The organism is Mycobacterium sp. MUNTM1 (genome assembly GCF_054660795.1).
Map to the genome: position 1 here is coordinate 1 of NZ_BAAGDE010000069.1, position 15012 is coordinate 15012.

The 15012-nt window shown below is 67.7% G+C and carries 14 protein-coding genes; 11 read left to right on the plus strand and 3 right to left on the minus strand.

Features of this window, described 5'->3' with window-relative positions; translation table 11 throughout:
• The 11 genes from ACYQ8K_RS26615 to ACYQ8K_RS26665 form a co-directional block, all read left to right on the plus strand.
• The coding region (locus tag ACYQ8K_RS26615) for an MCE family protein (protein ID WP_459973801.1) at positions 1 to 847 on the plus strand (847 nt) is incomplete at its 5' end.
• Positions 844 to 1884 carry a virulence factor Mce family protein gene (locus ACYQ8K_RS26620; protein WP_459973803.1) on the plus strand — a complete coding sequence of 347 codons (1041 nt, stop codon included), beginning with the start codon at positions 844 to 846 and terminating at the stop codon, positions 1882 to 1884. The genes ACYQ8K_RS26615 and ACYQ8K_RS26620, both read left to right, overlap by 4 nt.
• Positions 1881 to 3473: a virulence factor Mce family protein gene (locus tag ACYQ8K_RS26625; RefSeq protein WP_459973805.1), complete on the plus strand. Its 1593-nt coding sequence runs from the start codon at positions 1881 to 1883 to the stop codon at positions 3471 to 3473. The genes ACYQ8K_RS26620 and ACYQ8K_RS26625 overlap by 4 nt, the downstream gene beginning before the upstream one ends.
• Complete coding sequence (locus tag ACYQ8K_RS26630; protein ID WP_459973807.1) at positions 3470 to 5086, plus strand: virulence factor Mce family protein; 1617 nt, start codon at positions 3470 to 3472, stop codon at positions 5084 to 5086. Before ACYQ8K_RS26625 ends, ACYQ8K_RS26630 begins: the two co-directional genes overlap by 4 nt.
• A gap of 104 nt (positions 5087 to 5190) precedes the next feature.
• Complete coding sequence (locus ACYQ8K_RS26635) at positions 5191 to 6363, plus strand: virulence factor Mce family protein (RefSeq protein WP_459973845.1); 1173 nt, start codon at positions 5191 to 5193, stop codon at positions 6361 to 6363.
• Positions 6357 to 7907 carry a virulence factor Mce family protein gene (locus ACYQ8K_RS26640; protein WP_459973809.1) on the plus strand — a complete coding sequence of 517 codons (1551 nt, stop codon included), beginning with the start codon at positions 6357 to 6359 and terminating at the stop codon, positions 7905 to 7907. The genes ACYQ8K_RS26635 and ACYQ8K_RS26640 overlap by 7 nt, the downstream gene beginning before the upstream one ends.
• The gene (locus tag ACYQ8K_RS26645) at positions 7877 to 8638 is read left to right on the plus strand and encodes an Mce protein (RefSeq protein WP_459973810.1); all 762 of its coding nucleotides are present in this window, start codon (positions 7877 to 7879) and stop codon (positions 8636 to 8638) included. The genes ACYQ8K_RS26640 and ACYQ8K_RS26645 overlap by 31 nt, the downstream gene beginning before the upstream one ends.
• On the plus strand, positions 8635 to 9606 hold the full coding sequence (locus ACYQ8K_RS26650) for an RDD family protein (RefSeq protein ID WP_459973812.1): 972 nt from the start codon (positions 8635 to 8637) through the stop codon (positions 9604 to 9606). The genes ACYQ8K_RS26645 and ACYQ8K_RS26650 overlap by 4 nt, the downstream gene beginning before the upstream one ends.
• Positions 9603 to 10163 carry a mammalian cell entry protein gene (locus tag ACYQ8K_RS26655; protein WP_459973814.1) on the plus strand — a complete coding sequence of 187 codons (561 nt, stop codon included), beginning with the start codon at positions 9603 to 9605 and terminating at the stop codon, positions 10161 to 10163. The genes ACYQ8K_RS26650 and ACYQ8K_RS26655 overlap by 4 nt, the downstream gene beginning before the upstream one ends.
• Complete coding sequence (locus ACYQ8K_RS26660) at positions 10130 to 10876, plus strand: mammalian cell entry protein (RefSeq protein WP_459973816.1); 747 nt, start codon at positions 10130 to 10132, stop codon at positions 10874 to 10876. Before ACYQ8K_RS26655 ends, ACYQ8K_RS26660 begins: the two co-directional genes overlap by 34 nt.
• 37 nt (positions 10877 to 10913) lie before the next feature.
• Complete coding sequence (locus ACYQ8K_RS26665; RefSeq protein WP_459973818.1) at positions 10914 to 11615, plus strand: YoaK family protein; 702 nt, start codon at positions 10914 to 10916, stop codon at positions 11613 to 11615.
• Here the strand turns inward: ACYQ8K_RS26665 and ACYQ8K_RS26670 are convergent.
• The 3 genes from ACYQ8K_RS26670 to ACYQ8K_RS26680 all read right to left on the minus strand — a co-directional run bounded on the left by ACYQ8K_RS26670 (position 11608) and on the right by ACYQ8K_RS26680 (position 15002).
• On the minus strand, positions 11608 to 12729 hold the full coding sequence (locus ACYQ8K_RS26670) for a phosphodiester glycosidase family protein (protein WP_459973847.1): 1122 nt from the start codon (positions 12727 to 12729) through the stop codon (positions 11608 to 11610). The two genes, ACYQ8K_RS26665 and ACYQ8K_RS26670, sit on opposite strands and share 8 nt — an antisense overlap.
• A gap of 65 nt (positions 12730 to 12794) precedes the next feature.
• Positions 12795 to 14219, minus strand: a complete 1425-nt coding sequence (locus tag ACYQ8K_RS26675) for a YhgE/Pip domain-containing protein (protein WP_459973820.1) — start codon at positions 14217 to 14219, stop codon at positions 12795 to 12797.
• A 57-nt stretch (positions 14220 to 14276) separates the two neighbouring features.
• A complete protein-coding gene (locus ACYQ8K_RS26680; RefSeq protein ID WP_459973822.1) occupies positions 14277 to 15002 on the minus strand; it encodes a pirin family protein in 726 nt (241 codons plus the stop codon).
• Between the last annotated feature and the right edge of the window lie 10 nt (positions 15003 to 15012).

The following is a 15012-nucleotide window of genomic DNA, read 5'->3' on the forward strand; positions in this document are numbered from 1 at the left end:
GACGATCACCTCGATCGCGGAGAAGGTGGATCCGGTCAAGCTGAATTTGACGTTGAGCGCGGCGGCGCAGTCGCTGAGCGGGTTGGGGGAGAAGTTCGGGCAGTCGGTGACCAACGCCAATGCGTTGCTCGATGATGTGAATCCGCAGATGCCGCAGGCGCGCAAGGACATTCAGCGGTTGGCGGCGCTGGGTGACACCTACGCGAACGCGTCGCCGGACCTGTTCGACTTCCTCAACAATGCGGTGATCACGTCGCGCACGATCAACGCCCAGCAGAAGGATCTGGATCAGGCGCTGCTGTCGGCGGCCGGGTTCGGCAACACCGGCGCGGAGCTGTTCAACAAGGGCGGGCCGTATCTGGCGCGCGGCGCCGACGACCTGGTGCCGACCGCGCAGCTGCTGGACACCTACAGTCCCGAGCTGTTCTGCACCGTGCGGAACTACCACGACATCGAGCCCAAGGCCTCGTCCTTCCTGGGCGGCAATGGTTACTCGCTGGTCGCCCACACCCAGGCGCTGTCCGGATTGGGACTGGTCGCCAACCCTCTGTCGCTGGTCGCCGTCGCGGCGCTCACGCTGGGCCTCGGCGCCACGGCCGGTCTGGTCGGCGGTGCCCCGAACCCCTACATCTACCCGGAGAACCTGCCGCGGGTGAACGCGCGCGGCGGCCCGGGCGGTGCGCCCGGATGCTGGCAGCCGCTCACCCACGACCTGTGGCCCGCGCCGGAACTGGTGATGGACTCCGGCAACAGCCTTGCGCCGTACAACCACCTGGACACCGGATCGCCGTATGCGATCGAGTACGTCTGGGGCCGCCAGGTAGGGGATAACACGATCAACCCATGAAAATCACCGGAACCCTTGTCAAACTCAGCATCTTCTCGGTGGTGCTGCTGATCTTCACTGTGATGATCATCGTGGTGTTCGGTCAGATGCGCTTCGACCGCACCAACGGGTACTCGGCGGAGTTCAGCAACGTGAGCGGCCTGCGCGCGGGCCAGTTCGTCCGCGCCTCGGGGGTTGAGGTCGGCAAGGTCGACAAGGTGGAGCTGGTCGACAACGGCAAGCGCGCCCGGGTGAAGTTCAACGTCGACCGGTCGATCCCGCTGTACCAGTCGACGACCGCCCAGATCCGCTACCTCGACCTGATCGGTAACCGTTACCTGGAGCTCAAGCGCGGTCAGGGCGAAGGCGCCGACAAGGTCCTGCCGCCCGGTGGGTTCATCCCGCTGGCGCGCACCCAGCCGGCGCTCGACCTCGACGCCCTGATCGGCGGGTTCAAGCCGCTGTTCCGGGCGCTGGACCCGCAGAAGGTCAACACCATCGCGAGCTCGCTGGTCACCGTCTTCCAGGGCCAGGGCGGCACCATCAACGACATCCTCGACCAGACCGCGCAACTGACCAGCCAGCTCGGCCAGCGCGACCAGGCGATCGGCGAGGTGATCAAGAACCTGAACATCGTGCTGGACACGACCGTTCGCCACCGGCAGCAGTTCGACGAGACCATCAACAACCTCGAAGTGTTGATCACCGGCCTCAACAACCACCGTGACCAGCTGGCGGGTGGGGTCGCGCACATCAGCAACGCGGCCGGCACGGTCGCCGACCTACTCGCCGAGGACCGCGGACTGTTGCACAAGACGATCAATTACCTGGACGCGGTGCAGCAGCCGCTGATCGACCAGCAAGACCAGCTGCAGGACTACCTCAAGAAGGTGCCGACCGCGTTGAACATGATCGGGCGCGCCATCGGGTCCTACGGGGACTTCGTCAACTTCTACGCCTGCGACATCACCCTGAAGATCAACGGCCTGCAGGCCGGCGGCCCGGTCCGCACGGTCCGGCTGTTCCAGCAGCCGACGGGTAGGTGCACGCCGCAATGAGGACACTGGAGCCACCCAACCGGGTTCGCATCGGGCTGATGGGCATCGTCGTGACGGTGCTGGTGATCGGCGTCGGCCAAAGCTTCACCAGCGTTCCGATGCTGTTCGCCAAGCCGAGCTACTACGGCCAGTTCACCGACACCGGCGGCATCAACAGCGGCGACAAAGTGCGCATCGCCGGCGTGGACGTCGGCAAGGTGGAGGGCCTCAAGATCGACGGCGACCACATTTTGCTGAAGTTCTCCATCGGCACCAGCACCATCGGCACCGAGAGCCGGCTGGCGATCAAGACCGACACCATCCTCGGTAAGAAGATCCTCGACGTCGAGGCCCGCGGCAACCAGCCGTTGCGGCCCGGAGCGACGCTGCCGATCGGCCAGAGCACCACGCCGTATCAGATTTACGACGCGTTCTTCGACGTCACCAAGGCCGCCCAGGGCTGGGACATCGACACCGTCAAGCAGTCGCTGCACGTGCTGTCGCAGACCATCGACCAGACCTACCCGCACCTGAGCCCGGCGCTGGAAGGGGTGGAGAAGTTCTCCGACACCGTCGGCAAGCGCGACGAAGAGGTCAAGCACCTGCTGGCCCAGGCCAACCAGGTAGCGGGCATCCTCGGTAAGCGCAGCGATCAGGTCGACCGGCTGCTGGTCAACACCAAGACGCTGCTGGCCGCCTTCAACGAGCGCGGCCAGGCGATCAACGCCCTGCTGGGCAACATCGCCGCGTTCTCCGAACAGGTCAAGGGCCTGATCAACGACAACCCGAACCTGAACCACGTGCTGGAACAGCTGCGCACGGTCAGCGACATCCTCGTGCAGCGCAAAGACGACCTGGCCAACGGTTTCACCGAGGTCGGCAAATTCCTGCCCTCGCTGAACGAGGCCATCGCGTCGGGACCGTTCTTCAAGGTGGTCCTGCACAACCTGGCCCTGTACCAGATTTCCCAGCCGTGGGTCGACGCCGCCTTCAAGAAGCGCGGCATCGATCCGGAGAACTTCTGGCGCAGCGCCGGCCTGCCGGAATACCGCTGGCCCGACCCGAACGGGACCCGCTTCCCGAATGGCGCGCCGCCGCCGGCGCCGCCGGTGCTTGAAGGCACGCCCGATCACCCGGGCCCGGCCGTCCCACCGGGGTCGCCGTGCTCGTACACGCCGGCCAACCCGGGCGGCAACGTCACCGTCGGGGACGAGGGTCTGCCGCGGCCGTGGAATCCGTTGCCGTGCGCGGGTGCCGCGTCGGGCCCGTTCGGTGGGCCGGGCTTCCCGGCGCCCATCGACGTGATGACCTCGCCGCCCAACCCCGCGGGTCTGCCGCCGACGCCGGGCATCCCGATCGCGGGCCGGCCGGGCGACCCGCCGCCCGATGTGCCGGGCACACCGGTGCCGTTGCCGACGCAGGCTCCCCCGGGTGCGCGCACCGAGAACCTCGCGCCGGCCGGACCGCCGCCGCCGCCGTCGACGTTCGCGCCGGGGCTCCCGCCGGGACCGCCGGCGCCGCCCGGGCCGGGCAACCAGCTACCGGCACCGTTCATCAACCCCGGCGGAGCCGGAGGCAGTGGCGCAGCGGGGGGAGGTAGCCAGAATTGAGCACCATCTTTGACATCCGCAACATCCGGCTGCCGAGACTGTCCCGGGCATCGGTCATCATCGGATCGCTGGTGGTGATCCTGGCGCTCGTCGTCGGCTACGTCGGCTGGCGGCTGTACGAGAAGCTGACCAACAACACCGTGGTGGCCTACTTCCCGGCGGCGAACGCGCTGTACAAAGGCGACAAGGTCCAGATCATGGGCCTGCGGGTGGGCGCGATCGACAAGATCGAGCCAGCCGGCGACAAGATGAAGGTCACCTTCCACTACGAGAACAAGTACCGGGTTCCGGCCAACGCCTCGGCAGTGATCCTCAACCCCACCCTGGTGGCGTCGCGGGCCATCCAGCTGGAGCCGGCGTACAAGGGCGGGCCGGTGCTGGCCGACAACGCGGTGATCCCCGAAGAGCGCACTCAGGTGCCGGTCGAGTGGGACCAACTGCGCAACAGCATCACCAACATCATCTCCAAGCTGGGCCCGACACCCGAGCAGCCCAAGGGCCCGTTCGGTGAGGTCATCGAGTCGTTCGCCGATGGGCTGGCCGGCAAGGGCAAGCAGTTCAACGCGACGCTGACCAGCCTGTCGCAGGCGCTGACCGCGCTGAACGAGGGGCGCGGCGACTTCTTCGCGGTGGTACGCAGCCTGGCGCTGTTCGTCAACGCACTACACAACGACGACCAGCAGTTCGTCGCGCTCAACTCGAATCTGGCCGACTTCACCACGCGGCTCGCGCATTCCGATACCGACCTGGCGAACGCGATCGTGCAGTTCGACAGCCTGCTCACCACCATCCGCCCGTTTTTGGACAAGAACCGCGGGGTGCTGGTCCAAGACGTCAACAACCTGGAAACCGCGACGAACGCGCTGCTGCAACCGGATCCGCTCAACGGGCTGGAGACCGCGCTGCACGTGCTGCCGACGGCCGCGGCCAACATCAACCAGATCTATCACCCGTCGCACGGTTCGGTGGTGGCCATCCCGTCGATCACCAACTTCGCGAACCCGATGCAGTTCATCTGTAGCGCGATCCAGGCCGGCAGCCGGTTGGGGTACCAGGAATCGGCCGAACTGTGCGCGCAGTACCTCTCGCCGATCCTCGACGCGATCAAGTTCAACTACCCGCCGTTCGGGTTGAACCTGTTCAGCACGGCCGAGACGTTGCCCAAGGAGGTCGCCTACTCCGAGGACCGGCTGCACCCGCCGAACGGATACAAGGACACCACCGTCCCGGGCATCTGGGTTCCGGACACCCCGACGTCGCACCGCAACACCCAACCGGGCTGGATCGTCGCCCCGGGCATGCAGGGGCAGCAGGTCGGGCCGATCACCGCGGGCCTGATGACGCCGGACTCGCTGGAAGAGCTGATGGGTGGGCCGAACATCGCGCCCGTCCAGTCGAACCTGCAGACCCCTCCGGGTCCGCCGAACGCCTATGACGAGAACCCGATAGCGCCCGTCATCGGCCAGAATCCGCCGCAGGTCCCCATTCCGCCGCCACCGCCGGGGCCGGAGGTGATCCCGGGTCCGGTCGCGCCGACGCCGGCGCCGGTGTCCGCGCCGGCCCCGAACGCGGGCGGCCCGGCGGCACCCGCTGACTTTGGAGGTGGCCAGTGAGGGGCGCGACGAGCGCGCTGCGCGCGAGGAGCGGGCCGAGCCGACGGTCCCTGAGGGGCGCGACGAGCGCGCTGCGCGCGAGGAGCGGGCCGAGCCGACGGTCCCTGAGGGGCGCGCTTCCGGTACTTCGCCGTCGGGCCTGGCAAGGATTGACCCTGCTGGTCGCCGCGATGGTGCTGACCTCATGCGGCTGGAAGGGCATCTCCAACGTCTCGATCCCCGGCGGCCCCGGCAGCGGCGGGGGGTCCATGACCCTGTACGTGCAGGTGCCCGACACCCTGGCGATCAACGGCAACAGCAAGGTGATGGTCGCCGACGTGTTCGTCGGATCGATCAAGGCCATCCAGCTGAAGAACTGGATCGCTACCCTGACGCTGGGCGTGGACAAGAACGTCAAGCTGCCCAAGAACGCCACCGCCAAGATCGGCCAGACCTCGCTGCTGGGTTCCCAGCACGTCGAATTGGCTTCGCCGCCGAACCCGTCGCCCGAGCTGCTCAAGAACGGCGACACCATTCCGCTGAAGAACTCGACGTCGTACCCGACCACCGAGCAGACGCTGGCCAGCCTGTCGCTGATCCTGCGCGGCGGCGGCATCCCGAACCTCGAGGTGCTGCAGAACGAGGTCTACAACATCTTCAACGGCCGCGGCGATCAGATCCGGTCGCTGCTGGGCAAGCTGGACACCTTCACCACCCAGCTCAACCAGCAGCGCGATGACATCACCCACGCCATCGACTCCACCAACCGGCTGCTGACCTACGTGGGCGGCCGCGCCGACGTCCTGGACCGGGTGCTGACCGACATCCCGCCGCTGATCAAATACTTCGCGAACAAGGACTATCAGCAGCATCTGATCAACGCCGTCGACTCGGTGGGACGCCTCAGCCAGGCGGCCGACCAGTACCTGTCGGAGGCACGCGGTCCGCTGCACACCGACCTGCAGGCGCTGCAGTGCCCGCTGAAGGAACTCGGCCGGGCCTCGCCGTACCTGATCGGCGCGCTGAAGCTGATCCTCACCCAGCCGTTCGACATCGACACGGTCCCGAAGATCTTCCGCGGCGACTACATCAACATCTCGCTGACGCTCGACCTGACCTACAGCGCCGTCGACAACGCGTTCCTCACCGGGACCGGATTGTCGGGAGCCCTGCGGGCGCTCGAGCAGTCGTTCGGGCGCGATCCGGAGACGATGATCCCGGACGTGCGCTACACGCCGAACCCGAATGACGCACCGGGCGGACCGCTGGTGGAAAGGGCGGACAGAAGCCAATGCTGACTCCCTTCATCCGACGCCAGCTGATCGCGTTCGGGATCCTGACCGTCATCTCGCTGCTCGTGCTCGGGATCTACTACCTGCAGATCCCGAGCCTGGTGGGCATCGGCCGCTACACCCTGAAGGCCGACCTGCCCGCATCGGGCGGGCTGTACCCCACGGCCAACGTCACCTATCGCGGCATCACCATCGGCAAGGTGACCGACGTCGAGCCCACCGAGCGCGGCGCTCAGGCGACGATGAGCATCGACAGTCACTACAAGATCCCGATCGACGCCACCGCCAACGTGCACTCGGTCTCGGCCGTCGGTGAGCAGTACCTGGACCTGACGTCGAGCGGCAATCCCGGCAAGTATCTGGCCGACGGGCAGACCATCACCAAGGGCACGGTGCCCGCCGAGATCGGGCCCGCCCTGGACACGGCGAACCGCGGGCTCGCGGTGCTGCCCAAGGAGAAGATCGGCCAGCTGCTCGACGAGACGGCGCAATCCGTCGGCGGGTTGGGACCCAACCTGCAGCGGTTGGTCGACGCGACGCAGGCGATCGTCGGCGACTTCAAAAACCAGATGACCGACGTCAACGACATCATCCAGAACTCCGGGCCGGTGCTGGACAGCCAGGTCAAGTCGAGTGACAACATCGAGCGCTGGGCACGCAACCTGAACAGGCTGGGCGCCCAATCCGCGCAGGAGGACCAACACGTCAAGAGCGTGCTGCGCCAGGCGGCGCCGACGGCCGACCAGGTCAACTCGGTCTTCAGCGACGTGCGGGATTCGCTGCCGCAGACGCTGGCCAACCTCGAGGTCGTGATCGACCTGCTCAAGCGCTACCACACCGGCGTCGAGCAGGTCCTGGTGTTCCTGCCGCAGGGTGCGTCGATCGCCCAGACGGTGGCCGCGCCGTTCCCGAACATGGCCGCGCTCGACCTGGCGCTGTCGATCAACCAGCCCCCGCCGTGCCTGACCGGGTTCATCCCGGCCCCGGAGTGGCGGTCGCCGGCCGACACCAGCATCCAGCCGTTGCCGACGGGCACGTACTGCAAGATCCCGATGGACACCCCGGCGAACAGCGTGCGCGGCTCGCGCAACATCCCCTGTACCGACATTCCGGGCAAACGGGCCGCCACCCCGCGCGAATGCCGCGACCCCAAGCCGTACGTGCCGGCGGGTACCAACCCTTGGTATGGCGATCCCAACCAGATCCTGACGTGCCCGGCGCCCGCGGCGCGCTGTGATCAATCGGTCCGGCCGGGAATGGTGATCCCGGCACCGTCGATCGACAACGGACTGAACCCGGCACCCTCGGACCGGGTCGCGGGCACACCCCCGCCCACCAGCGATCCGTTGTCCCGGCCGGGGTCGGGTACCGTGCAGTGCAATGGCCAGCAGCCCAACCCCTGTGTCTACAAACCCAGCGGGCCCCCCTCGGCGATCTACAGTCCCCAAAGCGGTGAACTGGTAGGGCCAGACGGAGTTAAATACTCCGTCGAGAACTCGACCAGAACAGGAGACGATGGATGGAAGGAGATGCTGGCACCAGCCGGCTGAACCCCATCGACACGGACGATTCGTTGACCACCCAGGACAAGAACGAGGATTCGGCGGCACCCGAGAACGGAGCCGAGCAAACCGGTCCGCAGGATGCATCCGAGGATGCGGTGGAATCCACGGCCGGTGCTGCCGACACTGACGCGTCCGAGTCCGGCGCCGCGACCGAGCCCGACGGTGACGGCGGGGGTGACGCGGCATCCGGCGCGCCCGCGGCGGCCGCACCGCGGGGCCCGTCCCGGGTGGGCCGCGGATGGCTGGCCGCGATCGCCGCGGTGCTGGTGCTGTGCGCCCTCGGCGTCGGCGGGGGCGGCTACCTCGCGCTGCACTATCACCACCAAAGCCAGCGGATCGCCCGCAACGACGCCGCGGCGCTGAAGGCGGCGGTGGAATGCGTATCGGCGACCCAGGCGCCGGACACCAACGCGATGACCGCCAGCGAGCAGAAGATCGTCGACTGCGGTACGGACGCGTTCCGCTCGCAGGCGCTGCTCTACACCAGCATGCTCGTGCAGGCGTATCAGGCCGCGAACATCCACGTTCAGGTGTCGGACGTGCGGGCGGCCGTCGAGCGCAACAACCCCGACGGCTCGATCGACATCCTCGTCGCGCTGCGCGTGAAAGTGGCCAGCGACCAGAATCAGAGCGAAGCCGGCTACCGGCTGCGCGTGAAGATGGCCTTCGCCGAGGGGCAGTACAAGATTTCCAAGCTCGACCAGGTGACGAAGTGACGGTGGTGGTCGAAGAGACTGCGCCCACGGCAATCCAGGAGTCACCGCGAGAAGCCCTGGCGCCCTGGCTCTCTCGCGTTCGCGCCTTCGCCGTCGACGTCCTGCCGGGCCTCGCGATGATCGCGACGATGGCGCTGGTTCTACGTACCGTTCCGGCCCACGGCGCGTGGTGGTGGCTGGCCATCTCCGTCCTCGGCGTCGTCACCCTGCTGGTGCTGGTCAATCGGCTGCTGCTGCCGGTGATCACCGGCTGGAGCCTGGGCCGTGCGCTGGTCGGCATAGCGGTGACGGGACGCTCCGGCGGCGCGCCCGGGCCGTGGACCCTGCTGCTCCGGGATGTCGCCCACCTGCTCGACACCGTCTCAATCGTGGGATGGCTTTGGCCCCTGTGGGATTCACGCCGCCGCACGTTCGCCGACATGCTGGCGCGCACCGAAGTGCGACCGCTTGAACCGGGCGCGGCGCCCGCCGGCATCCGGCGCTGGGCCGCGGCCGCGGTGGCGAGCGCGGTGGCGCTCTGCCTGGCCGGGACCGCGATCAGCTTCTTCGTGGTGTACTCCACTGACCGGGCGACCGATCAGACCCGCGCCCAGATCGCCACGCAGGGACCGAAGATCGTCGCCCAGATGCTGACGTACGACCCCAAGTCGCTGCACGACGACTTCGCGCGGGCGCTGTCGCTGGCGACCGACAAGTATCGGCCCCAGCTGGCCGCCCAGCAGGACCTGGTGCAAAAGGGGCACCCCGTCATCAACGAGTACTGGGTCACCAACAGCTCGATCGAATCGGCGGGACCGGACCGGGCGGCCATGCTGCTGTTCATGCAGGGCCGACGCGGCAGCGGGCCCGAGCAGCGCTACATCAGCGCCACCGTGCGGGTGAACTTCGCCAAGGGCGGCGGAAACGCCTGGCGCGTCGACGATCTCAACGTCTTGACCAAGCCGAAGCAGCCGGGGAGCGGAAAATGAGCCCGCGGCGCAGGTTCGCCCCCGACGAGCGGCCCCTTCTCATTGCGCGCCCGGTCGAGGCCGAGGCGCAGCGACCCTGGCTGGTGCCGTTGGCCGGCACGGTCGCCGCGCTGCTGATGGTGGCGGCGATCACGGCCTGCGCGCTGATGCTCGGCTCGCATGCATCGCGGGCGCGGGCCGCGTCGAAGGACCGCGAGGTGCTCAGCTACGTGACCGGGTTCATGACGCAGTTCACCTCCATCGATCCCTTTCACGCCAACGACTACGTGAACCGGATCTTGACGCAGGCGACCGGCGACTTCGCCAAGCAGTACGAGAAGAACGCCAACGAGATCCTGCTCCAGGTCGCGAGGGCCGAACCGGCGACCGGCAGCGTCCTGGGCGCCGGCCTGGAGCGATGGAACGACGACGGCAGCGCCAGCGTCATGGTGGCCACCGCGATCACCACCAAGTCGCCGGATGAGAAACAGGTCTTGGAGAACACCAATCGTTGGGCGGCAACCGCGACGCAGGAAGGGAACCAGTGGAAGATCAGCAACCTGCAGCAGGTGATGTGACCGCCGAGGAGAGCCCGGCCGCCCCGGAGACCGAGGCGACGGGCCCGGCGGAGGGCGACGGTTCGGAGGCGCACAACGACAAGGCGGACGCGGCAACGGAATCCGCCGCTGCCGAGGGGGCCGATGCCGAGGCAGCCGGCGAGAACGCGGAACAGACCACCGACGCGGCGCCGTCCGATGGCGCGGGCAAGAAGCGGCTGGCCGGCAAGGCCTGGGCCATCGTCGCCGTGATCGCCGCCCTGGTGTTCGTCGGGTCCGCCGCGTTCGCCGGTGCGATGATGCAGCCGTACCTGGCCGATCGGGCCACCGCCGCAACGAAATTGAACGTCGCGCGGACCGCAGCCAACGCGATCACCACGCTGTGGACGTACACGCCGGAAAACATGGACACACTCGCCGACCGCGCATCCCGCTACCTCAGCGGCGATTTCGAGGCGCAGTACCGCAAATTCGTCGACGCGATCGTGGCCCCCAACAAGCAGGCCAAGATCAGCAACAGCACCGAGGTCACCGGCGCGGCGGTCGAAACGCTGGACGACCCGAACGCCTCGGTGATCGTCTACACCAACACGACCTCCACCAGCCCGCTGACCAAGAACGTGCCGTCACTGAAGTACCTGTCGTACCGGCTGTTTCTGAAGCGGTCGAACAGCCGTTGGCTGGTGACCAGGATGACGACGATCACGTCGCTGGATCTGACGCCGAAGGTTTAGCGCCGGCCGCGATAGGTGCCGAAATAGGCTGCACAGCATGGCTGTCACGTCACCGGTATCCGGACGATGGACCGTAGCAGCGTTGCTGCTGCTGACGTTCGCCACCGGATTGGCCGACTCGATCAGCATCCTGGCGCTCGGCCACGTGTTCGTCGCCAACATGACCGGCAACGTGATCTTCCTCGGGTTCTGGCTGGCCCCGAGCACCACCATCGACCTGACCGCCGTCGCGGTGGCCCTGCCGACGTTCATCTGCACCACGATCGTCAGCGGCCGCCTGTCCCGGCACTTCGGCGCGCGCACGCGACCATGGATCACCACGGTGCTGACGACCGAGATCGTCCTGCTGGTGGGGCTGGCGGTCCTGGCGGGCACGGGAGTGCTGCGTTACCAAGGCAATTCGAAGCTGCTCATGATCGGCATCCTGGCGGTGACCTTCGGCCTACAACATTCGAGCGCGCGCCAGTTCGGCATTCCGGAGCTCTCCACCACGGTGCTGACGTCGACGATCGTCAGCCTCGGGCTGGACAGCCGGCTGGCCGGCGGCACCGGCGAACGCCACCGGCTGCGCATCGGTGTGGTCGCCACCATGTGCGCCGGCGCGTTCCTCGGCGCGACGATGTCGAGATACGTGATCGCCCCGGTGTTCGTGGTCGCCGCGGCGGTGATAGCGGCGAGTCTGCTGATCTTCCGGTTGGGACCGTCGCCGACGAAAACCGCCGCGGCCGTTGCTAGTTGAACGCCAGCCAGCTGGGCAGCGCCCGTTCGTGTGAATCGCAGAGCACCTGGCGGGTGTCGCACGATCCGCGCGGTGAACCCGCGCCGGCCCACATGCCGCCGGTGTCGCGGCGCAGCACGATGGCCGACGAGCCACCGCCGTCGAGCAGCAGGGCGTTATCGCTGCCCAGGCCGCGGAACAGGTCCTGCATGTTGTCCGGGGTGTAGTTGCCGCCCTCGAAGATGTACATCTCGTCCTTTTGCCTGGCGTAGGCCAAAGCCGTTCGGGCCGCGCTGGGCCCGCCGTCGTGCAGCTGTCCGGTGTTGCCGGGCGCGAGCAGCCCGATGCCCGAGACGGCGACGAACTTCTCGTTCTTGTTGAGCAGGTCTGCGACGACCGGGGTGGCGGCGTCATAGTCGCTCTTCGTCCTGGGCCACACCACATAGGGGGCACCGCCGGACGGCAGGATCATGGTGGACAGGGCGCTCCAGCTTTCGCCGCCACCGGACAGGCCCTGTTTGCCGGGGTAGGCGACGGTGCCGGTGACCGCCTGGTTGGCGCGGCCCTGGCCCTGGGTGTTGTCGACGAAGGCGCCCAGCGGCGAGCTGCAGCCGGTCTGGCGCCACGAGCCGCCCTTCTGGCCGCGGACGTCGAAGAAGTTGGCGTTGATCGCGATGGTCGGCTGGCCCATGCGCTGCCAGGCCTGCAGCGGCGCGTACAGCTCCGAGGCCTGCCAGAGGCCCTCACCGGTGCGCGCCCCGGGGTTGTTCTCGCAGCGGGCCTGATCGCCCTGGTGCGTGTCGACCAGCAAATGCGGCGACAGGCGCCCCGCCGCGTTCTTGATGATCATCAGGTGCCCGCCGTTGTTCATCTCGTACCAGCCGCCGCCGGCGTTGAGCATCGGCGCGGGATGGCCGGGGCCGAAGTTGTAGACCAGGTAGGAACCACGGGTGCTGCCGATGGCGTTGGCCAGCAGATCGCGGCCGTCGGCGGCCCGGGCGAGGGGCTGTCCGGAGGTGACGGCCAGGGTGAGGCAGGCAACGACGGCGGCGCAGCACGCCGCCAGCCGGCGGAAGCTGGCGCGTCGGGTCAGCACGATAGCCCTTTCCGCCAGGTCCCAATGCAACAAGAACATCATCAGACCCAACAGTCACACTGTCAACAAAATAACGGTGTGGTGACGGTCAGACTACGCGCGAATTACGCTTGCTCGCTTGAACTTTCGGGCTCGGTTGCCGGCTCGCTCGCCGGCTCGGTGGCAGCGGTCGGTTCCGTGGCGGCCGGTTCCGCGTGCTTGCCGCGGCGGGCCTGGTGCTGCGCCTGGTGTTCCTGCGCGATCGCCAGTTCGACCGCACCCGGAATCCGGTGAAAACCCTTGCGGTCGTACAGGAGTGTGACGATGCCACCGAGCAGCAGCCCGATCACGAGACCGATCGTCGTCATGGTCAGCGCCTGCGTCAGGCCGGCATCGCCATGGCCGCCGAAGTACAGCAGCGACCGGGCGCCTAAAAAGACCTGATGCATCGGCTCGAATTCGGCCAGCCAGCGAAAGAACGACGGCGTCGCCTCCAGCGGCACCGTGGCGCCCGCCGACGGCAGCCCGAGGATCACGAAGATGAGCAGGCTGACCAGCATGCCGGCGGTGCCCAGCACCGAGAGCAGGGAGCTGGACGTGATGCCGACGGCGGCGATCGCAAAGACGCCGAACACCCACAGCTGCCAGCCGTGGTCGATGGGCATGCCCAGCCCATCGGCGATCGCCAGGTACGCCGCCGAGGTCACCAGCCCCAGCAGCAGCATCATGGCCCACTTCAGCAGCAGCGTCTGAAACCGCGAGATTTTCACCTGTTCGGCGAACCGATACACCGGGCCGAATTCGGCCGGCACATAACCGAGCAACGCGTCCACCAGCGTGCTGACCACGATGCTGCCGGTGAAGCCGGCGAGCAGCAGCAGAAGCGCGTAGTAGAAGGCCGACAGGCCGTTGCCGGTGCCGTTGGGCAGCGGGTTGTAGACGTTCGATTGGATATCGATGGGGGCGCTCAGCCCCACCTGGGCCGCAGCGGGCAGCGGCGCGCCGCCGGTTTGCGCGGCCACCTCGGCCATAATCCGTTGCCCGGCTATGCCGTTGGCGATTCCCATCGCCGTGTTGAGGGTCTGGCCGGCGATACTCGCCCCCAGGGTGCCGGCCCGCGGATTGGTGGAGACCGTGATCGACGGCCGGTCCGCGCGGGCGGGCAGCACCGCGCCGGTCGCGAAGTCCCGCAGCTTCGACGAGAAGCTCGGCGGTATCAGCACCTGGCCGTACACCCGGCCGGTGTCCAGTTGGTGACGGGCCTCGCTGCGGGAGAGCACGCGGACGTCGAACTTGTTCTTGTCCAACCCATTGACCAGCCGGTCGACGATCTGTGCGCCCCCCGGGCCGGCGTCCTCGTTCACCACCGCGATCGGGAAGTGGTGCAGGTTGGTCGTCGGATTCAGGATGCCGCCGAGATAGAGCGCGCACAACGCCGACATCAGCGCCACGGTGATGACCAGGGGCGCCGCCCAGAACCGCACGGTGCGGATCGCCTTGATGTTCCGGTCGGGGTTGGGCGCCGCGTGCTGCGGGTGCGAGGAAGGCATGCCGACTCCTGTCTGTCGTGCCCACTCTATGGGCAGCGGCCCGCGCCCTCTATGGCATCAGTCACCCAGCTTCGCGTGCATCTCCCAGATCAGCAGTTCCGACGGCTCTCTCGCCGACACGCGCCGGCCGTCCGCGTCGGTGAATCGCACGGCGTCGCCCTCGTTCACCGCGTCGAGGCCCTCCACGCTGACGGCGCCCCGGGCCACGAAGAGGTGGAGGTAGGGAGAACGCGGGAGGCTCACCGCGGCGCCGGCCGGCAACCGGGTTGCGTGCAGCGCGGCGTTGCGGTTGTGCAGGGTGATCGCGGCGTCGTGCGCGGACATCCCCGAGGCGATCGTCACCAGGTTGCCCGCCAGCAGCGTGTCGTCGATCTCGTGCTGTTGGTAGCTCGGCTCAACACCGGCCTCGTCGGGCGCCACCCACATCTGCACGAAATGCACCGGCTCGGTGGCGGAGTCGTTGCGCTCGGAGTGCAGGATCCCGCTGCCCGCCGACATCCGTTGCGCCAGGCCGGGATAGATCACCCCGCGATTGCCTGCGGAGTCATGGTGCGACAGTTCGCCACGCAGCACCCAGGTCACGATCTCCATGTCCCGATGCGGGTGGGTGTCGAATCCCGTTCCCGGCGCGACGATGTCGTCGTTGTTCACCAGCAGCAACCCGAAATGGGTGTTGTCCGGGTCGTAGTGGTCGCCGAAGGAGAAGGAGTGCCGGGAGGTCAACCAGGGCGTGCTGGTGACGGCGCGGGTCGCCGCATCCCTGATCTCCGTGCTGGCCGGCATCACCCCAGCC

Bases quoted from the DNA above. Each gene is read 5' to 3' on its own strand.
- ACYQ8K_RS26620 (WP_459973803.1), top strand. From the start codon at position 844: ATGAAAATCACCGGAACCCTTGTCAAACTCAGCATCTTCTCGGTGGTG.
- ACYQ8K_RS26625 (WP_459973805.1), top strand. From the start codon at position 1,881: ATGAGGACACTGGAGCCACCCAACCGGGTTCGCATCGGGCTGATGGGC.
- ACYQ8K_RS26640 (WP_459973809.1), top strand. From the start codon at position 6,357: ATGCTGACTCCCTTCATCCGACGCCAGCTGATCGCGTTCGGGATCCTG.
- ACYQ8K_RS26645 (WP_459973810.1), top strand. From the start codon at position 7,877: ATGGAAGGAGATGCTGGCACCAGCCGGCTGAACCCCATCGACACGGAC.
- ACYQ8K_RS26655 (WP_459973814.1), top strand. From the start codon at position 9,603: ATGAGCCCGCGGCGCAGGTTCGCCCCCGACGAGCGGCCCCTTCTCATT.
- ACYQ8K_RS26665 (WP_459973818.1), top strand. From the start codon at position 10,914: ATGGCTGTCACGTCACCGGTATCCGGACGATGGACCGTAGCAGCGTTG.
- ACYQ8K_RS26670 (WP_459973847.1), bottom strand. From the start codon at position 12,729: ATGTTCTTGTTGCATTGGGACCTGGCGGAAAGGGCTATCGTGCTGACC.
- ACYQ8K_RS26675 (WP_459973820.1), bottom strand. From the start codon at position 14,219: ATGCCTTCCTCGCACCCGCAGCACGCGGCGCCCAACCCCGACCGGAAC.
- ACYQ8K_RS26680 (WP_459973822.1), bottom strand. From the start codon at position 15,002: ATGCCGGCCAGCACGGAGATCAGGGATGCGGCGACCCGCGCCGTCACC.